Annotated in this window: 17 protein-coding genes and 1 pseudogene; 7 read left to right on the top strand and 11 right to left on the bottom strand. The window is 36.2% G+C overall.

Going from position 1 to position 19,363, the window contains the following annotated elements; genetic code table 11:
• The first annotated feature begins 71 nt into the window (after positions 1-71).
• Positions 72-2,264: a DNA topoisomerase III gene (locus tag MHH44_RS03035; RefSeq protein ID WP_340797757.1), complete on the top strand. Its 2,193-nt coding sequence runs from the start codon at positions 72-74 to the stop codon at positions 2,262-2,264.
• Between the two features lie 63 nt (positions 2,265-2,327).
• On the opposite strand, the gene MHH44_RS03030 is transcribed toward MHH44_RS03035, so the two are convergent.
• The 4 genes and pseudogenes from MHH44_RS03030 to MHH44_RS03015 form a co-directional block, all read right to left on the bottom strand.
• On the bottom strand, positions 2,328-3,068 hold the full coding sequence (locus tag MHH44_RS03030; RefSeq protein WP_340797756.1) for a hypothetical protein: 741 nt from the start codon (positions 3,066-3,068) through the stop codon (positions 2,328-2,330).
• Complete coding sequence (locus MHH44_RS03025) at positions 3,065-3,484, bottom strand: hypothetical protein (RefSeq protein WP_340797755.1); 420 nt, start codon at positions 3,482-3,484, stop codon at positions 3,065-3,067. Before MHH44_RS03025 ends, MHH44_RS03030 begins: the two co-directional genes overlap by 4 nt.
• Before the next feature lie 7 nt (positions 3,485-3,491).
• Complete coding sequence (locus MHH44_RS03020; protein WP_340797754.1) at positions 3,492-4,529, bottom strand: ParA family protein; 1,038 nt, start codon at positions 4,527-4,529, stop codon at positions 3,492-3,494.
• A gap of 298 nt (positions 4,530-4,827) precedes the next feature.
• A pseudogene (locus MHH44_RS03015) lies at positions 4,828-5,142 on the bottom strand (toprim domain-containing protein); the annotation flags it as partial.
• Between the two features lie 536 nt (positions 5,143-5,678).
• Between MHH44_RS03015 and MHH44_RS03010 the strand changes: the two are divergent.
• On the top strand, positions 5,679-5,879 hold the full coding sequence (locus MHH44_RS03010) for a cold-shock protein (protein ID WP_008404655.1): 201 nt from the start codon (positions 5,679-5,681) through the stop codon (positions 5,877-5,879).
• A gap of 714 nt (positions 5,880-6,593) precedes the next feature.
• On the opposite strand, the gene MHH44_RS03000 is transcribed toward MHH44_RS03010, so the two are convergent.
• The 7 genes from MHH44_RS03000 to MHH44_RS02970 form a co-directional block, all read right to left on the bottom strand.
• Entirely contained in the window at positions 6,594-7,760 is a 1,167-nt protein-coding gene (locus MHH44_RS03000; protein WP_340797753.1) for an aminotransferase-like domain-containing protein, read from the bottom strand.
• Positions 7,761-7,922: 162 nt separating this feature from the next.
• Complete coding sequence (locus MHH44_RS02995; protein WP_340797752.1) at positions 7,923-9,110, bottom strand: MFS transporter; 1,188 nt, start codon at positions 9,108-9,110, stop codon at positions 7,923-7,925.
• Positions 9,107-9,523, bottom strand: a complete 417-nt coding sequence (locus tag MHH44_RS02990; RefSeq protein ID WP_008404661.1) for a MarR family winged helix-turn-helix transcriptional regulator — start codon at positions 9,521-9,523, stop codon at positions 9,107-9,109. The genes MHH44_RS02995 and MHH44_RS02990 overlap by 4 nt, the downstream gene beginning before the upstream one ends.
• A gap of 280 nt (positions 9,524-9,803) precedes the next feature.
• Positions 9,804-10,619, bottom strand: a complete 816-nt coding sequence (locus MHH44_RS02985) for an undecaprenyl-diphosphate phosphatase (protein ID WP_065216671.1) — start codon at positions 10,617-10,619, stop codon at positions 9,804-9,806.
• Between the two features lie 48 nt (positions 10,620-10,667).
• Complete coding sequence (helD, locus tag MHH44_RS02980; RefSeq protein WP_340797751.1) at positions 10,668-12,860, bottom strand: RNA polymerase recycling motor HelD; 2,193 nt, start codon at positions 12,858-12,860, stop codon at positions 10,668-10,670.
• Between the two features lie 280 nt (positions 12,861-13,140).
• Entirely contained in the window at positions 13,141-13,695 is a 555-nt protein-coding gene (locus MHH44_RS02975; protein ID WP_008404666.1) for an NADPH-dependent FMN reductase, read from the bottom strand.
• A 222-nt stretch (positions 13,696-13,917) separates the two neighbouring features.
• On the bottom strand, positions 13,918-14,724 hold the full coding sequence (locus MHH44_RS02970; protein ID WP_340797750.1) for an NAD(P)H-binding protein: 807 nt from the start codon (positions 14,722-14,724) through the stop codon (positions 13,918-13,920).
• 111 nt (positions 14,725-14,835) lie between these two features.
• Between MHH44_RS02970 and MHH44_RS02965 the strand changes: the two genes are divergently transcribed.
• The 5 genes from MHH44_RS02965 (at position 14,836) to MHH44_RS02945 (ending at position 19,333) form a co-directional block, all read left to right on the top strand.
• On the top strand, positions 14,836-15,870 hold the full coding sequence (locus MHH44_RS02965; protein ID WP_339263670.1) for a PseG/SpsG family protein: 1,035 nt from the start codon (positions 14,836-14,838) through the stop codon (positions 15,868-15,870).
• Between the two features lie 88 nt (positions 15,871-15,958).
• Positions 15,959-16,147, top strand: coding sequence for an SE1832 family protein (locus MHH44_RS02960; RefSeq protein WP_008404672.1), 189 nt, complete (start codon positions 15,959-15,961; stop codon positions 16,145-16,147).
• A 133-nt stretch (positions 16,148-16,280) separates the two neighbouring features.
• Positions 16,281-17,861 carry an ABC-F family ATP-binding cassette domain-containing protein gene (locus MHH44_RS02955; RefSeq protein ID WP_008404674.1) on the top strand — a complete coding sequence of 527 codons (1,581 nt, stop codon included), beginning with the start codon at positions 16,281-16,283 and terminating at the stop codon, positions 17,859-17,861.
• 620 nt (positions 17,862-18,481) lie between these two features.
• A complete protein-coding gene (gene spxA / locus MHH44_RS02950; protein WP_008404676.1) occupies positions 18,482-18,883 on the top strand; it encodes a transcriptional regulator SpxA in 402 nt (133 codons plus the stop codon).
• 24 nt (positions 18,884-18,907) lie between these two features.
• Positions 18,908-19,333, top strand: a complete 426-nt coding sequence (locus MHH44_RS02945) for a MarR family winged helix-turn-helix transcriptional regulator (protein WP_008404678.1) — start codon at positions 18,908-18,910, stop codon at positions 19,331-19,333.
• Positions 19,334-19,363: the final 30 nt, after the last annotated feature.

Here is a 19,363-nt window from a genome sequence, read left to right as displayed (position 1 = left end):
AGCGAAATTAATTTAACCCTTTACTTGTGGTATATTTAATATTACAGATGTAGGTAAAGGAGTATAAAAAAATGGTAAAAAGCTTAGTAATTGCCGAAAAACCATCCGTTGCACGTGACATTGCAAACGTATTGAAATGTCTGAAAAAAGGTAATGGTTTTTTAGAAGGCGACAAATATATCGTTACATGGGCTTTGGGACACCTTGTAACATTGGCAGATCCAGAAGCGTATGACGTGAAGTATAAAACTTGGAATTTAGAAGATCTACCAATGCTTCCAGAACGCATGAAATTAGTTGTAATGAAGCAAACAGGCAAACAATATAATGCAGTGAAATCTCAATTAACTCGTAGTGATGTAAGCGAAATTATCGTGGCTACAGATGCGGGGAGAGAAGGCGAATTAGTGGCACGTTGGATTATTGAAAAAGCCAACATCAAAAAGCCGATTAAACGTTTATGGATTTCTTCTGTCACAGATAAAGCAATTAAAGATGGCTTTGCTAATCTAAAGCCAGGTAAAAACTATGACAACTTATATCAAGCTGCTGTAGCTCGTAGTGAGGCTGACTGGTATATCGGTTTAAATGCGACACGTGCCCTTACAACACGTTTCAATGCACAATTAAACTGTGGTCGTGTGCAAACACCTGTAGTTGCAATGGTAGCTGCACGTGAAGATGAAATTAAAAACTTCAAACCTCAAACTTATTACGGTATTGAGGTACAAACAAACGATAATTTAAAACTTACTTGGCAAGATGCAAAAGGTATTTCACGTAGCTTTGAAAAAGAAAAAATCGATGCTATTGTAAAAAAAATTAGTAATGACAACGCTAAAGTTGTTCAAATTGAACGCAAACCTAAAAAAACATTCGCACCAGGTCTTTATGATTTAACGGAGCTACAACGTGATGCAAACAAAATCTTTGGCTATTCGGCAAAAGAAACTTTAAACATCATGCAAAAGCTTTATGAACAACACAAAGTTCTGACCTATCCACGGACAGATTCAAGATTTATTTCAAGTGATATTGTTAACACACTCCCGGAGCGCTTAAAAGCATGCGCAATTGGTGAATATCGCTCTTTAGCTAACAAAGTGCTAGCAAAGCCAATTAAAGCTTCTAAAGCGTTTGTAGACGATTCTAAAGTGTCGGATCATCATGCGATTATACCGACTGAAGAATATGTGAACTTAGGAAACTTTACCGATAAGGAACGTAAAATTTATGATTTAGTTGTCAAACGTTTCTTAGCTGTTCTATATCCAGCGCATGAATTCGAACAATTAACATTACGTGCAAAAATCGGTGATGAAAACTTTGCGGCAAAAGGCAAAACAATAATTACTGCTGGTTGGAAAGAAGTATATGAAAATCGCTTCGATGATGACGAATCAAACGATGATTTAAAAGAGCAAGTTTTCCCTAAAATCGAAAATGGTGCAACATTGCAAGTACGTTTAATTGCTCAAACATCAGGTCAAACAAAACCACCTGCACGATTTAACGAAGCATCGTTACTTTCTGCAATGGAAAACCCAACAAAATATCTTCAAACAAACGATAAACAATTAGCTGATACATTAAAATCAACGGGTGGTTTAGGAACAGTAGCAACTCGTGCAGATATTATTGATAAGCTATTCAACTCATTTATGATTGAACAACGTGGTGGTAAAGACATTTATATTACATCTAAAGGTCGTCAACTTTTAGATTTAGTACCTGAACAATTACGATCACCAGCAACTACTGCCGAATGGGAACAAAAGCTTGAATTAATCGCAAAAGGTAAATTAAAGAAAGAAGTATTTATCAATGAAATGAAGCAGCATACGCAAAAAATTGTTGCTGAAATTAAAGCAAGTAACAAAAAATACAAGCACGATAATATTTCAACAAAATCATGCCCTGACTGCGGTAAACCAATGCTTGAGGTAAACGGTAAGAAAGGCAAAATGCTTGTGTGCCAAGATCGTGAATGTGGTCATAAGAAAAACGTGTCACGTGTCACAAATGCACGCTGCCCGCAATGCAAGAAAAAGCTTGAATTACGTGGTGAAGGCGATGGCCAAATCTTTGTATGTAAATGTGGTCACCGAGAAAAGTTATCTGCATTTGAAGCTCGTCGTAAAAAAGAAGGCGGCGGAAAAGTAGATAAGCGAAGTGTGCAGAAGTATATAAAGCAGCAGGAAAAAGAGGCCGAGCCGATTAATAATGCTTTTGCTGATTTATTAAAAGGCATGAAGTTTGATTAATTTAAAATAATTTATAATCAAAGGTAAGGCTGTCTTCTTGCCCCCTTACCTTTGATTAAATAATTATTTAGTACCTTTGACTATTTTAATAAGTGTTTTTGCTCTTTTATCACCAAATGAAATTCTTAAGGTATTATATAATACATAATAATCCCAATGCTTTAAACTATCTCTCATCAAAAAGAAATTTAACAGGAATATTTCATTTAATACACAAAGAAATAAATTAAAAAACTCATCCTTTTTAATTATAGTGTCTTGATAAAGATTCGAAAAATATTCAACACTCATTACAGGCATATTAGCAGAACCTGAATGTACTATCCCGCTTAATTTTTTATAATAAGTTAGGTTTCTCTCAATAGATTTATAATACTCATTAAATTGCTTCTTATCTACAAAAGATCCTATATCTTCAAGGAATTTTTTCTGCGTTTCATTAAATCTATAGTCTAAGTGCTCGAAAGTTAATGAAGAATCGTGTTCTTTCATAATCCTTCGTTCACACTCTAAAACGTATTTATAATTTGCTTCTTGTGCAGATCTTAGTAATAACAAAGAACTTCTACATTGACCAGATAATAAAGCATACGATGATTCTAAAAGTAATGAAAATGTCATGTTAAAATCAGAGTTAAAATACCTTTTTGTTTCGGCCCTATTTTTAAAAAAATTTATTATAAAAATACAACCAAATACTTTTTTTACTTCACTATGATTACTCGATATAAATTCTTCTTTCACATCTTTTAAATTTATAAGTTTTTCAAACTCACTATGAAATATATCGTTTAATGTTCTCAAGATTTTTTATTTCCTTTACTAACAGTATTGAACCAACCAATTACCTCGTCTTCCATACTACTATTATTTTGTGGCTTTGTTTTAATATCTTCTGTCATATTTTTATCATTTAAATATTCCATGATAGATTTTATTGAAGCTGATATTTCTAAATTATCATATTCTATAGAAATATCTTTAAGTAATCTAGATGCTAAATAAGGTCTAGCTTTAAAAAGATAATCACCATACTCTTTATTAAATATATGTTTTAGAAATCCTTCTAATTCCTTGTTTTTTTTAAAGATCGTTTTATTTGAAATTAATTGATAAAGTAATCCTAAATATAAACTTTTAGTTTGTTGAAGGGTGAACTTATTTTTATTTATTACACTAAATTCTTTTATAAATTTTTCCTTAACTTCAGTACTGTTCATAAATTAATTACCCCTCCTTTGCTGCTTCTATTGTCTCTACTTTCTTTGTTATTTCATGTACAACTCTTGAAATCGAATTCTTTAAAGCATCATGTTTAGAACCACTTTCATCATATAATGAGAATTTTAATGGTACAGATGAATGATAAGGAACCTCTGTATCAAAAAATGATTGAGGTATAGTTTTTTGAAGCCGTTCTTTAAGCTTACTTGCTATAGGCATTTCGTGAGTTAAAGTGAATAAAACTCCCAATGATTTAATAGGATCACGCATTAGATCTCGTCTGTACATTGAATACATTTTATAAATACCTGATCTTTTCTCATAAAAAGTAGTGTTAACTAAATTTTCTAACAAACCAATTCCTACACTAGAAAATAAATCTACCTTACTTGGAATTACATAGTAGTCTGAAGCAAATAAGCTTGCTTGAGTTAAAATTGTCCAGTTAGGCGGGCAATCGATTATTATGTAATGATATATACTCCTAAAATTGTATGTTTCAAAATGATCATCTAATACATTATGCTTTCCACTTGTATCACCATATAATGATTCAAATAAATCTAAATCACCTGGAATTAAATCTAGATTTTCCTTAATATTATAAATTAGATTTGGATTTTCTAAAGGCTCCACTATGCCCTCATTAGTGAATAATGATCTTACAGTCATTCCTTTTGATTTTAATTTATTATATATTAACTGAGCTGATATTTCTTTTTTATAATTTTCATCTTGACTCAAATCATCCGAAGCTACTTCGTCTTGAATTGTCGTTGCTGCAACCTCAGTTTCTTCAAATTTTTCAATTAATTCAGCTATAACATCTTTTAATATGTCTGGATTTATTATTTTCTTATGATATCTATATTGATGGTTAAGTAGTGCTTGAGTAGCATTAAACTGTGGGTCCATATCTATTACTAAAACATTGTATCCTTCTCTTGATAAATCATCAGCAATATTTATTGCAGTAGATGTTTTACCTACTCCCCCTTTTAAATTTATAAAAGAGATAACCTTAGAATTGATTTCTTCCATTTTATCACTCCCGATTTTAGTAAATTTTACTTTTTTAAGGTTGTAAAATTATTTATATAGAATAGGTACATTTATTTATTTTTTTAAAATTCATGTACAATTCAGATTATATCGTTACTAAATATTGCTGTATAGGACTCTTTTTAGTTTTTCTGGTGATATTATGAAATAGAAATTTATTGTACATAATATAATATTAATTATGTACAATTTGAAATTTGGTGATATAGCTATATTTATTGAAACACATAGATAATCAACATTTATGTACATTGACTTTTTATAGAGATACATCACAATCTGTTGCAATGATAATTTCATTAACATCATTACGTGTAAGCTGTGATTTTACGGCATTGTACTGTTTGCTTGTCTGCTTGATTGTTGTTAGTTTCAGACGTTCGGGCAGCATCGGTAAATCTGCTAAATCCCACTTCTTATATTTCTCGTCGTAGCTTTCCGGATCTGCCAGCGTTACTAAATGTCCTAAAGCCCATGTGACGATATATTTGTCTCCTTCTAAAAATCCATTACCTTTTTTATGACACTTCAGCACATTCGCAATATCCCGTGCAACTGAAGGTTTCTCTGCTAGTACTAAGCTTTTAACCATTGTAAACAATCCTTTCGTAACTCTTTGAACCAACTATACCATACATCAATAGTACCTAGACGTATTTGCTTTACGTCCGTTTTTGAATTGAATGTCACAATAAATTTGTATAAGAATATAATATGATGTTTAGCATTTGAAAGGACGGGTATATTAGTTTTAAGCAACAAATTATTCAAAAATGATTTTGGGTAGTTGATAACGAATATTTTTTAATAAAAGGTAAAAAAATTATTAAATACATAAATTTTTACTTATTATTCCTTTTAAACAATATAAAAGCACTATTAAATCGGTATATTCAACTCATACTATCCCTTCATTTGTACGAAAAATCAAAATTCTCTACTGTATTTCGAGAATTTTTAGTAGACATTTGGATAATGTTGTTATACAATAAACTTAATTAAATTGCTTAAGCTGTTTACGATCAATTCACATATTAAAAAAGTGAACGTGTACGCTCCCTTTTTTAATGTGTGAATTTTTTATACATTTAGCAATTCAATTAATTAATTTTTTGGAGGTTTTCTCTCATGCAACAAGGTACAGTAAAATGGTTTAACTCAGAAAAAGGTTTCGGTTTCATCGAAGTTGAAGGCGGTAACGATGTATTCGTACACTTCTCAGCTATCCAAGGCGAAGGTTTCAAAACTTTAGACGAAGGTCAAAAAGTTGAATTCGACGTTGAAGAAGGCAACCGTGGCCCACAAGCTACTAACGTAACAAAACTTTAATTCTAACGAATTAAGTTCACATAGTTAGTTGCAAGAAGCATACTCTATCGGGTATGCTTCTTTTTATAGTTTCATAATGATGAAAAAAATAGCCGTGCCGGAGATTAACTTTCGGCACGGCTATTTCTATTTTTTACACCTATTCATGTTTCGTTCGTTTCTTGAATAATATAATCGATTTGATAAACAGCTATTACTGCCCAAATCGCGATGATGATAAATGTACTTATTAACTCCGGAAGGTCCCCCTCCTACTTGTGAAAGTTCTGCTATTTGCGGTAACTGTGTGCTTGGCAACCATTCAACCACTTTCAAGAGTACATTTAATGAAGAAAGTTGATAAAGGCATCATATCGACGGTGAAATGTCGCAAATTGAAATTATATAGTGTAAATCAATGTATCGTATACCCTATTTCCCAGGAAATCCATTATAATCCGACATCTCTTTTAACTCCGTAATTTTTGTTCATGATAACGGCACTTCTGATTTATTTGTACTTTGAAGGGATAAGCTGTATGTAACTATTGCGAGTGTATGTAATTATTTCCCTTACTTTTTGCAAATTAACGATAGAGGAACGGTGTTAGTGGAAAAAGGTGAAATGGTGCAACGGTTTCTTAAGTTCACATATCCTTTTATCATTGTATAAATACACAGAATAAGAAAAGCTATCACTCGAATTTTTCCGAGCAATAGCTCCTCCACATTTTCTTATAATATTTCTGCTAAACGTTTAATACCCTCTTCGATCGTTTCCGGTGTTGCATTTGTATAGTTCAAGCGTAGTGTGTTAACTGATTCTTTATCCGTGTAAAATGGATTTCCCGGCACGAATGCTACTTTTTTCTCCATCGCCTCCGTAAACTTATCAAGCGCATTTACTCCTTCCGGAAGTGTGACCCACACGAACATACCGCCTTCAGGTTTTGTATATTTCACATATGGTGGGAAATATTTTTCTATTGCCGCCAGCATTGCATCTGCTTGAGTTTTGTATAGCGCTATAATTTTTTCAACATGCGCTTCATATTCATTATTCGTTAAATACTGATGCAAAATATATTGTGCAAAAATATTAGTATGTAAATCCGTTGCCTGCTTCGCTGTTTCGACATGATTTAGTAGTTCATGGTTTTTCGTTAAAATATAACCTAGGCGCATACCTGGTGTAACCGTTTTTGAAAACGAACCTAATACGACACTGTTCGTCATCTTCCCTGCTGCGATATACGGCAAGTGTTCACCAGTAAAACGAAGTTCGCCATATGGATCGTCCTCGATAAAAATGACATCTTGACCTTTTACTGCCTCAAACACTTCTTCACGGCGCTCTTTCGTATACGTTAACCCAGTAGGATTTTGGAAATTTGGTACTGTATATACCATTTTCACATTTGGCTGTTTTAGAGCATCCTTAAACTGTTCAACATTCAGCCCTTCTGTTTCCAGTGTGACACCGTAGAAACTTGGTTCACGTAATGTAAAAGCCTGGATCGCGCCTAAATAGCCTGGCTCTTCAATAACAACGCCGTCCCCTTTGTTCAGCAAAACTTTGGAAATTAGCTCCAATGCTTGCTGGGATCCTGTCGTAATAAGGACATCATCTGCTGTATAATTTAAATTCGATTGCTTATTATTAAGCTTGTCTGCAATATACTGACGTAGCGGCAAATAGCCTTGTGTCGTAGAATATTGGAATACCTTTGCACCATTCGCTTCAATCGCATCATTTACCGACTGTTTTAACTCATCAATTGGAAATGAAATTGGATTTGGCAAGCCTCCCGCAAATGAAATGACGTCGTACGCATCCGTTACCTTTAAAATATTGCGGATGAATGATGACGGGGTTTTTAAAATACTATCAGAATATTGCATAGTGGACTCTCTTCCTTTTTGTAATTTTCAAAATTTTATCACTTTTCAACTAAATACACAATAAGCATGTACCATTTTAGAAGATACATGCTTATTGCTAGTAAGATCCTGACATGAAGTTGTTATTCCGATTATTTACCTAAACTGATAAATTGTCATAACTTACGCTAGCTTTTGCTTTCTTCCTACTAATAAATAGTAAAGCGGGATACAAATAAGAATTAGCGGAATCATGGAAACGAAAATTGTTCGGTATGTTGTATGGGGTTCGATCATTCCAAGAATAAAAGGCCCTACCCCTAATCCTAAATCGTACAAAATAAAATATGTCGATGTTGCTAAGCCGAATCGATGAGGCTCCGTTACTTTAACCGCAATTGTTTGAGCAATGGAATTGAAGTTCCCGTAGCCAAAACCAATTAGGACAGCTGCTACTAAAAGCATCCAGCCTGCAGATGCCTGGCTAAACAGCAGCATACCTACAGCGAATACAGCAAGACATGGGTATACAATCACGTTAGGACCGCGAACATCCATTAATTTCCCTGTAAACGGGCGGGAAATAATGACAATTCCTGCATATGCCAAGAAGAAATAGCTTGCCGCTTCCACTAAGTTGATTTCTCTTGCATAAAACGTAATAAACGTCATGACGCCAGAGTACGCAAAACCGATTAATAAGGCAATAAATGAAATCGGAAGCGCTTTTGGTTCAATAAATTTTTCGATAAACGATAACTTCTCTGTTTGTTGCCCATTTTGCTTGTTCACTGGTGGTAAAGAGATTTTAACAAAGAAATAAGCAATTAGTAACATAAGCGAAAGACTGGTGTTCATATAGAAAATGACATCAAAGCCATTTTCAAGCTTCAGCATGAACATGCCGACGAATGGACCAATGGCTGTTGCCAGAACCGCGCTAAGACTAAAGTATCCAATCCCTTCTCCTTTACGTGAGATCGGTAAAATCATAGCAACAATCGTACCTGTCGCTGTCCCGATCGTCCCGACTGCAATCCCTTGCAATAGACGGATGATCAATAAATAGACAACGCCCCACTCCATTAAATAGAGTGTTGTTGTTACAAAAAATAAGACAAGGCCAATTAAAAGCATCTTCTGTGGCCCGATATTACCGATAAGACGCCCAGCCCCTAACCGGCCGATCAATGAACCGATAATAAAAATACTCGAAACAAGCCCCGCAATACTAGTAGAAACATGGTATGTATCTACTGCATAACTTGAAATAGTCACCATTAAAAGAAAGAACATTAAAATGGATACAAAGTTAATGATCGATACAATAATAAAATCTTTCGTCCATATAGGTTCTTTTATTTCCTTCATTCTAGCCCTTCTTTCAATATTTTCTCCATATCAGACAGCGCTTTTTTGAAAAGCTCCTGTTGTTCGTCTGTCAGGTTATTTAATAGCTGATCTTGTAGAAATTTAATTTCCGGGGAAATATTTTCATACAATTTTTCTCCTTTTTCCGTCAAACTTATATATTTTTCACGTCTGTCATTGCCTTGTTTCAGTTGGATAAGCTCTCGTTTCGTCAATGTCTTAACATTTGCAGAAACAGTTGGCTTCTCGACATCCCAATATTTCGCGATTTGACTCATTGTAGCCAGCTCTTCATTCGCCAAATATTGCATCAAAGACCAGTTGGCATTGGACAGTTCATGCCCTGCCAGCATACTAGTAAGTCGCTGCATATAACGTTTATGAAAACGGTGCAATTGTAAAAAGAAAGTCATAATTAGATTACCTCCCTTTATTTTCTATAATGGTTAGTTAACCTAACTAATTAAATAGAACTATACTTCATTTGTCAATCTTTTTTCGCTGAACAGAAGTGAATTTGAATGGTTAGATGCTTTTAAAAGCTGATAAATCAAGTTATACACGCACTTAAAAAATAGAGAACTATATTCGGCCAAATCGAGAAATTGAGAAAAACCTCAATTAGCGACTCCCTTTCCTTAAACAAATAAACACGCTTCATAGCCTTAAAGACTACGAGCGTGTTCATTCGTTTTAAAAGAATATTAATAATAAAATACCTACTAAAAAGCAGTAATACGTGAAGTAGTGGAGCTTTCCGTTTTTCATAATCCCCATGAACCATCGCATAGCGAAATATGTCATAAACAATGTCGCAAGGAATGTAACTGTATACGGAATGGCTAAATCCATTTTGTTTGGCTCATCGAGGAAGTCCGTAAACCCTAATACGACACCACCTAAACTTACCGGAATATACAGCATGAATGAGAAACGCAGTGCCGTCTCCTGTTTCATTCCAACAGCAATTGCGGAAATAATTGTTGCACCTGACCGGCTAATTCCCGGTGTTAATGCTACAGCTTGCCCAAAACCTACTAATAAGGCATCCTTTGCTGATAAATCCCCATCACGTTTCGTTCCGCGTAAATTTCGAATTAACCATAAGGCAATACCTGTCACAAACAGCATAATCGCAATCGTCGTCATACTCACACTATCTGCAATAACATCACTCAGCAAAACACCTAAAACACCTGCTGGAATCGAACCGATAATGACATACAGTGCAAAATAAAAGTCTGTACGGTATCGCGCATTTCGTGTTTTAATATACAGTAAAAATCCAGTAATTAATCGAATAATATCTTCACGGTAAATAAACATAATCGCAATCAATGATGCCGTATTCGTTAGAATCGCGAATGTAAAGCCCTGTTCACCCATTCCCAGAAGTTCACTTACAATCATGACATGCCCGCTTGATGACACCGGAATTGGTTCAGTTAAGCCTTGGACAATACCGATAATAAAATGCTTTAACACTAAAATTAAATCAAAATTTTCCATTTGTATCTCCTAAAAAAGTAGTTCTCCTCTGTTAGACGCAAAAGACGCCTAAATGTTCACTTCCTTACGATAATACTGTTCTTTGATGTGTGCAAGCGCTTTTGGCATTGTTCCGTCCGTTACTAAAAATAATTGGCGGGTCGCTCGAGAAGCAATTGTATACAGTAAATACGCATCCATCTCTTCCCGGTATGCATGGGCATTGGCATCTGCTACAAGAACAGTTGTAAATTCAAAGCCTTTCGCCATATAGCCTGGCATGATGAGCAGCCCTTTCATATAAACTTTCTGTTCTTCTGTAACGAGCTGAAGCTGTGGAAGAAGCGGTTTTAATTCATTGTATAATTGTTCGCATGCCAGTTTATTTTTGCATAAGATGACGAAGCTTTCCTCTTCTTTATAATGCGAACCGACAAGACGAGCAATTGTTTCACCCACTGATTTCGTTTCGATCATTTGTGGCTTATCTCCAGATACACCAAGCGACTCGGTTGTCGTGTTGTTCAAAATCGCGCTCATAAAATCGGTAATTTCATTTGTCGAACGATATGATTTATTCAGCTCGACAGCTTTGAAATGCTTGGACAATGGACCTGCCAGCGAATCCTTCATTTGCGGATGCACAACCTGGTTTTTATCACCCAGCAACGTGTAATGCGCTTTTGGATGCATTGCTTTAATCGTCAACAATTGCAAATACGAATAGTCTTGGATTTCATCAATGACAATATGTTTAATTGTATTATCCGTATACAAGCCTTTTACAACCGCTTGTATATACATGATTGGGGCCAAATCTTCGTAATATAATATGCGCTGTTTCAGCGTTTCAGTCGTTACAGCCTGAATCATTTGTGTTTTTAAATTATCGTTTTGGAATGTTAACGAATGAAGATACATTTTATTTAAATTCACAAAACCTAGCTGATGAATCGCATTTTCAAGTTTGCCGTACTTTTTTTGCAGCTTTTCATTTGCCTGTTGCTCTATTTCCTTATCTGTGCCGATATACGTATTGACCGCCTTTAATTCCTTCATTAATACTTTACGGTCTTTCTTTTTTTCCTGCTCTATTTTTTCCAGCAGTACTGTACGAATTTTTTTTAGGCGAAAATCTATATCCAATGTGCCGAACTTGTCATAAAACAGGTCGGTCAGTTTTTTAGCGGAAACAAACAGCTTTTCTTCCACCTTCAAATTATAAAATGGCATGCCACTCTTCTTTAGATTTTGAATATATTTCAGCAGTTGCTTTACGTATGCATGCGAGCCTTTGAATGCATAGTGCTCGCGTTCCTCCTTGCTCCCCTTTTGAAGACGTTCAATATTTTCGTAGCTTGTCTCTGCTTTGTAATAAGATAATTTCAAATCGCGCAATAAACGGTAATACGTCGTATGTTGAACATTATCCTCACCGAGCTCAGGCAATACGTTCGAAATGTAGTCATTGAACAAATCGGACGGCGAAATAAGCAAAATACTACGTGCATTCATTGTTTGGCGGTATTCATACAGTAGATAAGCAATTCGCTGCATCGCAACAGATGTTTTTCCGCTGCCGGGTGGTCCGAGTACGATTAAATTATCTTTATTTGACGAACGAATGACGATATTCTGGTCACTTTGAATCGTTGCGACAATTGATTTCATCTTTTCTTTTGCCGTATCCGACAGCAGGCTTTGCAGCACTTCATCGCCTACATAAATATCCGCATCCAGTACTTGCAATAGCTCATCGTACTTTACTTTATACTGACGGCGGCCTTGTATTGTAACCGGAATATATTCCCCGTCTGGAATTTGATAGCGCGCCTTTCCGACTTTATTTTCATAAAAAAGGCTGGAGATCGGTGCTCGCCAGTCATAGATCAGCACATCATCCGTTTTAGGTTCGCGGAATGTCGATAGGCCAATATATAAATGTTCACGTTCGCCTTCTTCATTTTCAATTGAGATACGCCCGAAATACGGACTTTTATATAAAATTTGCATTTTGCTTAATTGTTCGCTTGCATTCAGATACTCTCGTTCACGCAATTGCATCGTTTGCAGCATTTGTGAAAACTGGATGGCACTTTCTCCTGACACATCGTTAAACTCCGAAGATGCTTGTGAGCGTTCCTCAACAATGTCGCCTTTTTGCTTTTTTAAATGATTGGACTGAATCTTTATTTGTTGTTTTAGAAGTGCACTAATTTCCTTTAAATGTGTCTCTTCCTGTTGCCATATCGTTTGTTCCACTATCGGTTCGCCTCCAAATGCTCCGGAAGTAAAATCTTCTCTTTACATAAATATTCATGGTACTTCAAAATGACGTTGGATTCAATTGAAACTATTTACGAATCCTCCTCATTACAAATTTTAACAATCCTATTATAGCATCTTCCTAATCCTAAATTATGTTGAATAAAGAAATATATTATACGCAAGTTTATATACATGAATTTTTGAGGAGTTATGATGCATTTGCTGAGGGTAATAAAAAAGAAGCTTCCGTATTTAAACGGAGGCTTCTTAATGGTTATTGCATATCAACTGCTTGTTTTGATAATGTTTTTGTCATTTCGCAATATTGAACGAATACGCGTGCAAGTTCGCGCAGGCGGTTGTGTACATCTTCATCAATAATTTTATTTTCTTTATCGAAGTGGTCCGCATGTGTGTATACATAGTTTGGTGTAACTAGGCAGCGGAAGTAATCAAGAATCGGACGCAGCTGGTTTTCCAGTACTAAATGATGCTGGTATGTTCCGCCATTGCCGATAATTGCTGCCGGCTTGTAGCGTAACGCTTTTGGTGGAATCATATCAAAGGCATTTTTCAGTACGCCTGGAATTGATGCCTGGAAAATCGGCGACGCGAAAATGTAAGCATCTGCTTCTTCAAATTTTTGAATCATTTTTTTCATATCATCATTTAGCGGACTGCCATCTAAAATTTGATGCTGTAATTTCGAGAAATATAAAATCTCCAATTCTAGCGAAGGGTTGAAAGCTTGAATATATTGTTGAACCTGTTCCAAAAGAACGCCGGTTTTACGACCAAAAATGGTTCCATCGACAAGTAATATTTTCATAAATGTTCCTCCATGTAAATCATTGTACTCATATTGTATCAGAATAACATTGCTTTTTAATAGGTAGTTGCTTAGTTAAGTTCAATTTCAGTCTTTCGTCTTACATTGTTATATCGGGAAAGGGATTAGAATAATTTCCCACTAGCATTGCTAAGTTTAGTTACGGTTTCGTTTCTTGGCTGGTTTCAGAAATAGCGGATAAGATTAGCCTTATAACCAGCATTACTCCCTATTATTTGGGTTTTCGTTTTTCCGATTGACTTCTTCGTCCTCAATACCTACTGGCGATAGCACTTCTTCTTTGTATTTATCCCAGTTAAAGCTCACTTCTTCCTCTTCTAAAGCTTCCTTCTCTTCAATAATGGGCATTTGCATTTCCAGCAGTTTATCGGATAAGTATATCGCCACTTTTTGCTTTTTCCCGTGTAGTGCAATTACTTTCATTGCCAATGCAATTTGCGTTGCCGGAATGGAATGCATCTTTTTGAACGGTCCGACTAAGATTGGGTTCAGCACCTTTAATACTTTATCGCCTATTGTTTCTCCTAGACGGAATTCTTGGCGATCTCCTGTAATAAGTGATGGACGTACGATGGATAGTCGCGGGAAATCCATTTTAATAAGTTCTGCCTCCAATTTTCCCTTTACCTGACTATAATAAGCAAGTGCCTTCTCATTTGCTCCCATTGCAGAAATAACAATGAAATGACCAACTCCTCGGTTTTTTGCGATGGCTGCAATCGTTAATGGATACTCAAAATCGACCTTTTCAAATTGTTGCTTTGACCCGGCTTTTTTCATCGTCGTTCCTAAACAACAAAATACCTCATGAGCAAATTCAATATCCTTATCTGCAATCTGATCAAATTCACACAGCTTTACAACTAATTTTGGGTGCGTAAAATCAAGCGGTCTTCTCGAAAGGACATTGACAGCTGCATACTCCTCACTCTCGCATAATAACTTCACAAGGGAAAAACCGACCAATCCTGTTGCACCTACGACCAACGCTGAACGCATGGTTTTCATATGTTTCCTCTTTTCTTTATTTTGATGTATGTATATGTAGAAAGCTCTTTCATTCATAATTTCGGCAATCCCACCATATTTTATAGAGATAGTGGAAAGGATGGGATTTACGTGCAAAAAAGAAAAATTATATGGATTATCGAGCATTGTGAGATTAAAGGAACATATCCTTTTGAGCGTGCAGTAACTTTGGCAAATCTGTTGCAGGATGAAGAGGTCATTCTCTTTGTAAAAACTGCAAACGAACAGCTTCTTGATAAATTGGCCCAAACAGGCTTAAATATTGTAAAGTTTGATCGTTTTATCGAACTTAAAAAGAAAATGCGTGAATTGGAGCCTCATTTAATTATCCATGAAGGTAAAGATACCCAAGTTGAACAAATTGAAATGATTAAACCGTTTTGCTCGACGATTGTTCATTTTGACGATTTTGGCATGGGTGCACAGCTTAGCGACTGTCATATCGTTTCGTTGTTTGGGGAATCCCATGAAGAGCCGCATACACATGAACTGGCAGGCAGCTATGCGTTTGCCGTCCCGCCAAATTTAGAAAAGGTCGCACACCAAATCCTTGAAAAACCTGACAGCTCGATTAAAGATTCGCTACCCCATATTGTTGTCGCATTTGAAGATGGGGATAGCAACAACCTGACTTACCGCACTTTACGCCACTTAACACAATTGCAAATTCCATTAAAAATTTCAGTCGCGATTGACGATGAATACCATCATGACATTGATAGTCTAAAAATGATGGCACTAAGCCGAAAGAATACTGTCATCGTTCAAAAAGCTGATGCCCTGCTCGAGTTGATGCCACAAGCAGACTTGATTATTTGCAATGCCAACTATACACCATACAAAGTGGCAGCAGCCGGGATCCCTTGTATTACAACGGCCCAGCAGGATAATGAGCTGAACTATGCATTCACACGCGAAATGAACGGCTTTATCCATATTGGCCTAGGTCGGAAAATGAAGCAATCCATTATTCAAAATGCCGTGATGGAACTTTTACTTCATGAGCAGCGCCGTGAACGAGCTGTACGCAAGCAGCGCAGTCTTGAAATTTTAACAAATAATGAAATCCTCAAAAACCTGCTGCTCGATTTAGCTTATGCCCGTCATAATATGGCCCATATTTAACTAAAAAATTAGGCTTTCCCCATCACATAAATGTATGCATTATGTTACAATATGAAAAGATTAATTTCCGAAAATAAAGGAGTAATTAATGATGCTAACAAAAGACCAGCTTCAGCAGCAAATCGCCGAATTAAAGAATGATTACATCAATCTTCAAGGCGACATGGAAAAGCTAGAATCACTTGGCCATGCAGACTCAGTAAAACAAGCGCTCGCACGCCTTGAAAATATGGAAGCACGGCTAGCAGAACTAAACAAACAGCTCGCAGCACTTTAATGTTGCGGGTTTTTTAATGGATAAATTTTTTAGAAGAATCTAGTTGATTGGAATGCAGGCGGTGAGTAAAGCTTCCGCCAAACAATAATCAACGTTATTAGTAGCAAACACTTACACACTCGGAGGATTATATATGGCAATATTAACTGTTGAAAATTTAGGTCATTCATTTGGTGACCGTACGTTATTTAAAGATGTTTCGTTCCGTCTTGTTGAAGGCGATCATATCGGACTTGTTGGTGCAAACGGTGTTGGGAAATCAACATTGATGAGCATCATTACAGGGCAAGCAATTCACGATGAAGGAAAAGTGGAATGGCTGCCTGGCACACATTACGGTTATTTGGATCAGCATACGGTTTTAACTGCCGGCCGTTCAATGCGTGATGCATTACGTGACGCGTTTGCACCTTTATATAAGAAGGAAGAGCGTTTAAATGAAATTTCTGTGGAATTAGGCGAGCCTGATGCAGATTACGACAGCCTATTGGAAGAAATGTCTGAAATCCAGGATGCATTGGATGCAGGTGACTTCTATAGCCTCGATATGAAAATTGATGAGATAGCTCGTGGTTTAGGGTTGGATGCAATCGGCCTGGAGCGTGATGTTGCCGCATTATCTGGTGGACAGCGTACAAAAGTTTTACTTGCTAAGCTTTTACTTGAAAAGCCAAAAGTATTATTACTGGACGAGCCGACGAACTATCTTGATGAAGAGCATGTTACTTGGCTGAAAAACTACTTGAAAAACTATCCGTATGCATTCCTGTTAATTTCGCATGATACGGAATTCATGAACAATGTTGTCGATGTGATTTTACATTTAGAATTTGCTAAAATGACGCGTTACACTGCCACATATGAGAAATTTATTGAGCTTGCTGAAATTAACAAGCGCCAGCATATCGATGCATATGAAAAACAGCAGGAATTTATTAAGCAGCAGGAAGATTTCATTGCGCGCAACAAAGCACGTTACTCAACAAGTGGTCGTGCAAAATCACGTGCGAAGCAGTTGGATCGTATGGAGCGCATTGATCGCCCGGAAACTGCCGTAAAACCGGAGTTCAGCTTTAAAGAAGCGCGTACACCTGGCCGTTACGTAGTGGAAGCGGAAGGTTTGGTAATTGGTTATGATAAAGAAAAACCATTATTGCCGCCACTTACATTCCAAATCGAGCGCGGTGAAAAAATTGCGTTAGTCGGCATGAATGGTGTCGGGAAATCGACATTACTGAAAACAATGTTAGGCAAAGTTCAACCATTGGACGGTAAAGTGATTTTAGGTGACTATTTGGAGCCATCATACTTCGAACAGGAAGTAAAAGCAGATAAAATCACACCGATCGATGATGTATGGAATGCGTTCCCTTCTATGGAACAAGCACAAGTTCGTGCTGCATTGGCACGTGCCGGTCTGAAAACGGACCATATTACTCGCCCACTGAATTCCCTTTCTGGTGGTGAGCAGGCAAAAGTACGTCTTTGCAAGCTAATGATGGATCAGACAAACTGGCTGATCTTTGACGAACCGACAAACCACTTGGACGTTGATGCGAAAGAAGAGCTTAAACGCGCCATGAAAGAATTCAAAGGTACAATCGTTCTTGTATCGCATGAACCGGAATTCTATGAGGGCTTGGCTACGAAAGTGTGGAACGTGCAAGATTGGTTCACGACGCGCGAAACAAAGGAATTAAACGAATTTAAATAGTTTTTTAATGAAGCAGCGCACTCTTTTACGGAGTGCGCTGTTTTGAGTTTCGGTTTGTTTTACTCAGAATAAATGTGGCAAATATTTGAAAATCGCCTTTAGTATTCGGAATTTTACGCCAATAGAATAGCGCTTTGCAAGGACTTTTTAGTATAACTAACGAATATATTAAATGTTCGAGCATTTATTAGAAACACTGCCAATTTTATTGAAACAAATGCTGTTTTATTGGTAATCTCAGTTCAATATCCTCTTAATTTCAGAAAAAATTTTTTACAGAAAGTTCTATCTGGCATAATTCAGGAATATATTAAAAAGTCGCGGTATTTTAGAGCACTCTCCAACTACATATTAGAATAATTTCCTATTTAAAACTCACCGCGCCCAGTAATCCCCTCCCTCTTCTAATTTCTACTTTACAAAACTGTAATATTAAATTAGAAACTTTTTATAGTTTTATACGTATAATTTATTAGAAGAATGGGTAAACAGATATAGGGAAACATATAATAAACTTGTTGCATTACTAATAGCTTACTGGTAAGATATTATTATAAGTAAATGTCTTACAACTAAGCTATCACCAAATTATTGATTATGGGAAAGCGAGGAAATTAATTATGACAGTAACAATCTATACACAATCGAGCTGTTCCTCATCACGAAAAGCATTGAAATGGCTAAACGAAAATAATATTACTTATACTGAAAAAAGAACAACTTCTCAATCTTTGACTTTAGCAGAATTTAAACATATTTTAAGTATGACTGAAGATGGTACGGATGAAATTATTGCGACAAACTCGAATGATTTCAAAAATCTGGACATTGATATTGATCAGTTATCCATTCAAGAGTTGTACAACTTAATTCAGCAGCATCCTCGTATGTTGCGCAGCCCTATTTTACTTGATGAAAAACGCATTCAGATCGGCTATAACGAAATGGACATTCGTCGTTTCATCCCTCGTAAAGTGCGTGCATTTGAATTAAATGCCCTTCAAAAATTAGCCGTAGAATAGTGATAATATTTGGAGTTGACACTGATGAATGAGCATAAACGCGAGCAGTTAACCGAACTTTTTGAACAGATGACATCGTTGGAACGCAAAATTGCTAATCAATGGAACAGTCAAAATCAGTTAGGCTTCTCGAAATCACATATTTTAATTTTGGCTTATTTGCATACAGACGGACCAAAGCGCCCTTCTGCCATTGCAGAAAAGCTGAAAGTGACAACAGGTGGCGTGACTGTTTTGACGACGAAGCTCATTAAGGCGGGGCTCATTGAAAAAACACAAAATGAAACGGATCGCCGCGCTTCGCAAATTCATATTACCGAAGCAGGAATCGAAGTACTCGAACGCTCTCAACAGCAAGTAGACAATCTTTTCGAAAATCTGTTCGGCATGTTAACAGAAGATGAAATTAAAACTTTAACGGCAATCTTTGAAAAATGTACGAAGTTTTAAAAAAGCGAGCAGCTCTTTGCTCGCTTTTTT

The sequence above is a fragment of the Solibacillus sp. FSL K6-1126 genome, from assembly GCF_038003445.1.
Taxonomy (GTDB): domain Bacteria; phylum Bacillota; class Bacilli; order Bacillales_A; family Planococcaceae; genus Solibacillus; species Solibacillus silvestris.
This window is presented reverse-complemented; position numbering and strand designations above follow the sequence as displayed.

Coding starts and splice junctions, on each gene's coding strand:
- MHH44_RS02960 (WP_008404672.1), top strand. CDS start 15,959: ATGATGCTAACAAAAGACCAGCTTCAGCAGCAAATCGCCGAATTAAAG.
- MHH44_RS02985 (WP_065216671.1), bottom strand. CDS start 10,619: ATGGAAAATTTTGATTTAATTTTAGTGTTAAAGCATTTTATTATCGGT.
- MHH44_RS03010 (WP_008404655.1), top strand. CDS start 5,679: ATGCAACAAGGTACAGTAAAATGGTTTAACTCAGAAAAAGGTTTCGGT.
- MHH44_RS02970 (WP_340797750.1), bottom strand. CDS start 14,724: ATGAAAACCATGCGTTCAGCGTTGGTCGTAGGTGCAACAGGATTGGTC.
- MHH44_RS03035 (WP_340797757.1), top strand. CDS start 72: ATGGTAAAAAGCTTAGTAATTGCCGAAAAACCATCCGTTGCACGTGAC.
- MHH44_RS03000 (WP_340797753.1), bottom strand. CDS start 7,760: ATGCAATATTCTGATAGTATTTTAAAAACCCCGTCATCATTCATCCGC.
- MHH44_RS03025 (WP_340797755.1), bottom strand. CDS start 3,484: ATGAACAGTACTGAAGTTAAGGAAAAATTTATAAAAGAATTTAGTGTA.
- MHH44_RS02995 (WP_340797752.1), bottom strand. CDS start 9,110: ATGAAGGAAATAAAAGAACCTATATGGACGAAAGATTTTATTATTGTA.
- MHH44_RS02955 (WP_008404674.1), top strand. CDS start 16,281: ATGGCAATATTAACTGTTGAAAATTTAGGTCATTCATTTGGTGACCGT.
- MHH44_RS02945 (WP_008404678.1), top strand. CDS start 18,908: ATGAATGAGCATAAACGCGAGCAGTTAACCGAACTTTTTGAACAGATG.
- MHH44_RS02975 (WP_008404666.1), bottom strand. CDS start 13,695: ATGAAAATATTACTTGTCGATGGAACCATTTTTGGTCGTAAAACCGGC.
- MHH44_RS03020 (WP_340797754.1), bottom strand. CDS start 4,529: ATGGAAGAAATCAATTCTAAGGTTATCTCTTTTATAAATTTAAAAGGG.
- spxA (WP_008404676.1), top strand. CDS start 18,482: ATGACAGTAACAATCTATACACAATCGAGCTGTTCCTCATCACGAAAA.
- MHH44_RS02990 (WP_008404661.1), bottom strand. CDS start 9,523: ATGACTTTCTTTTTACAATTGCACCGTTTTCATAAACGTTATATGCAG.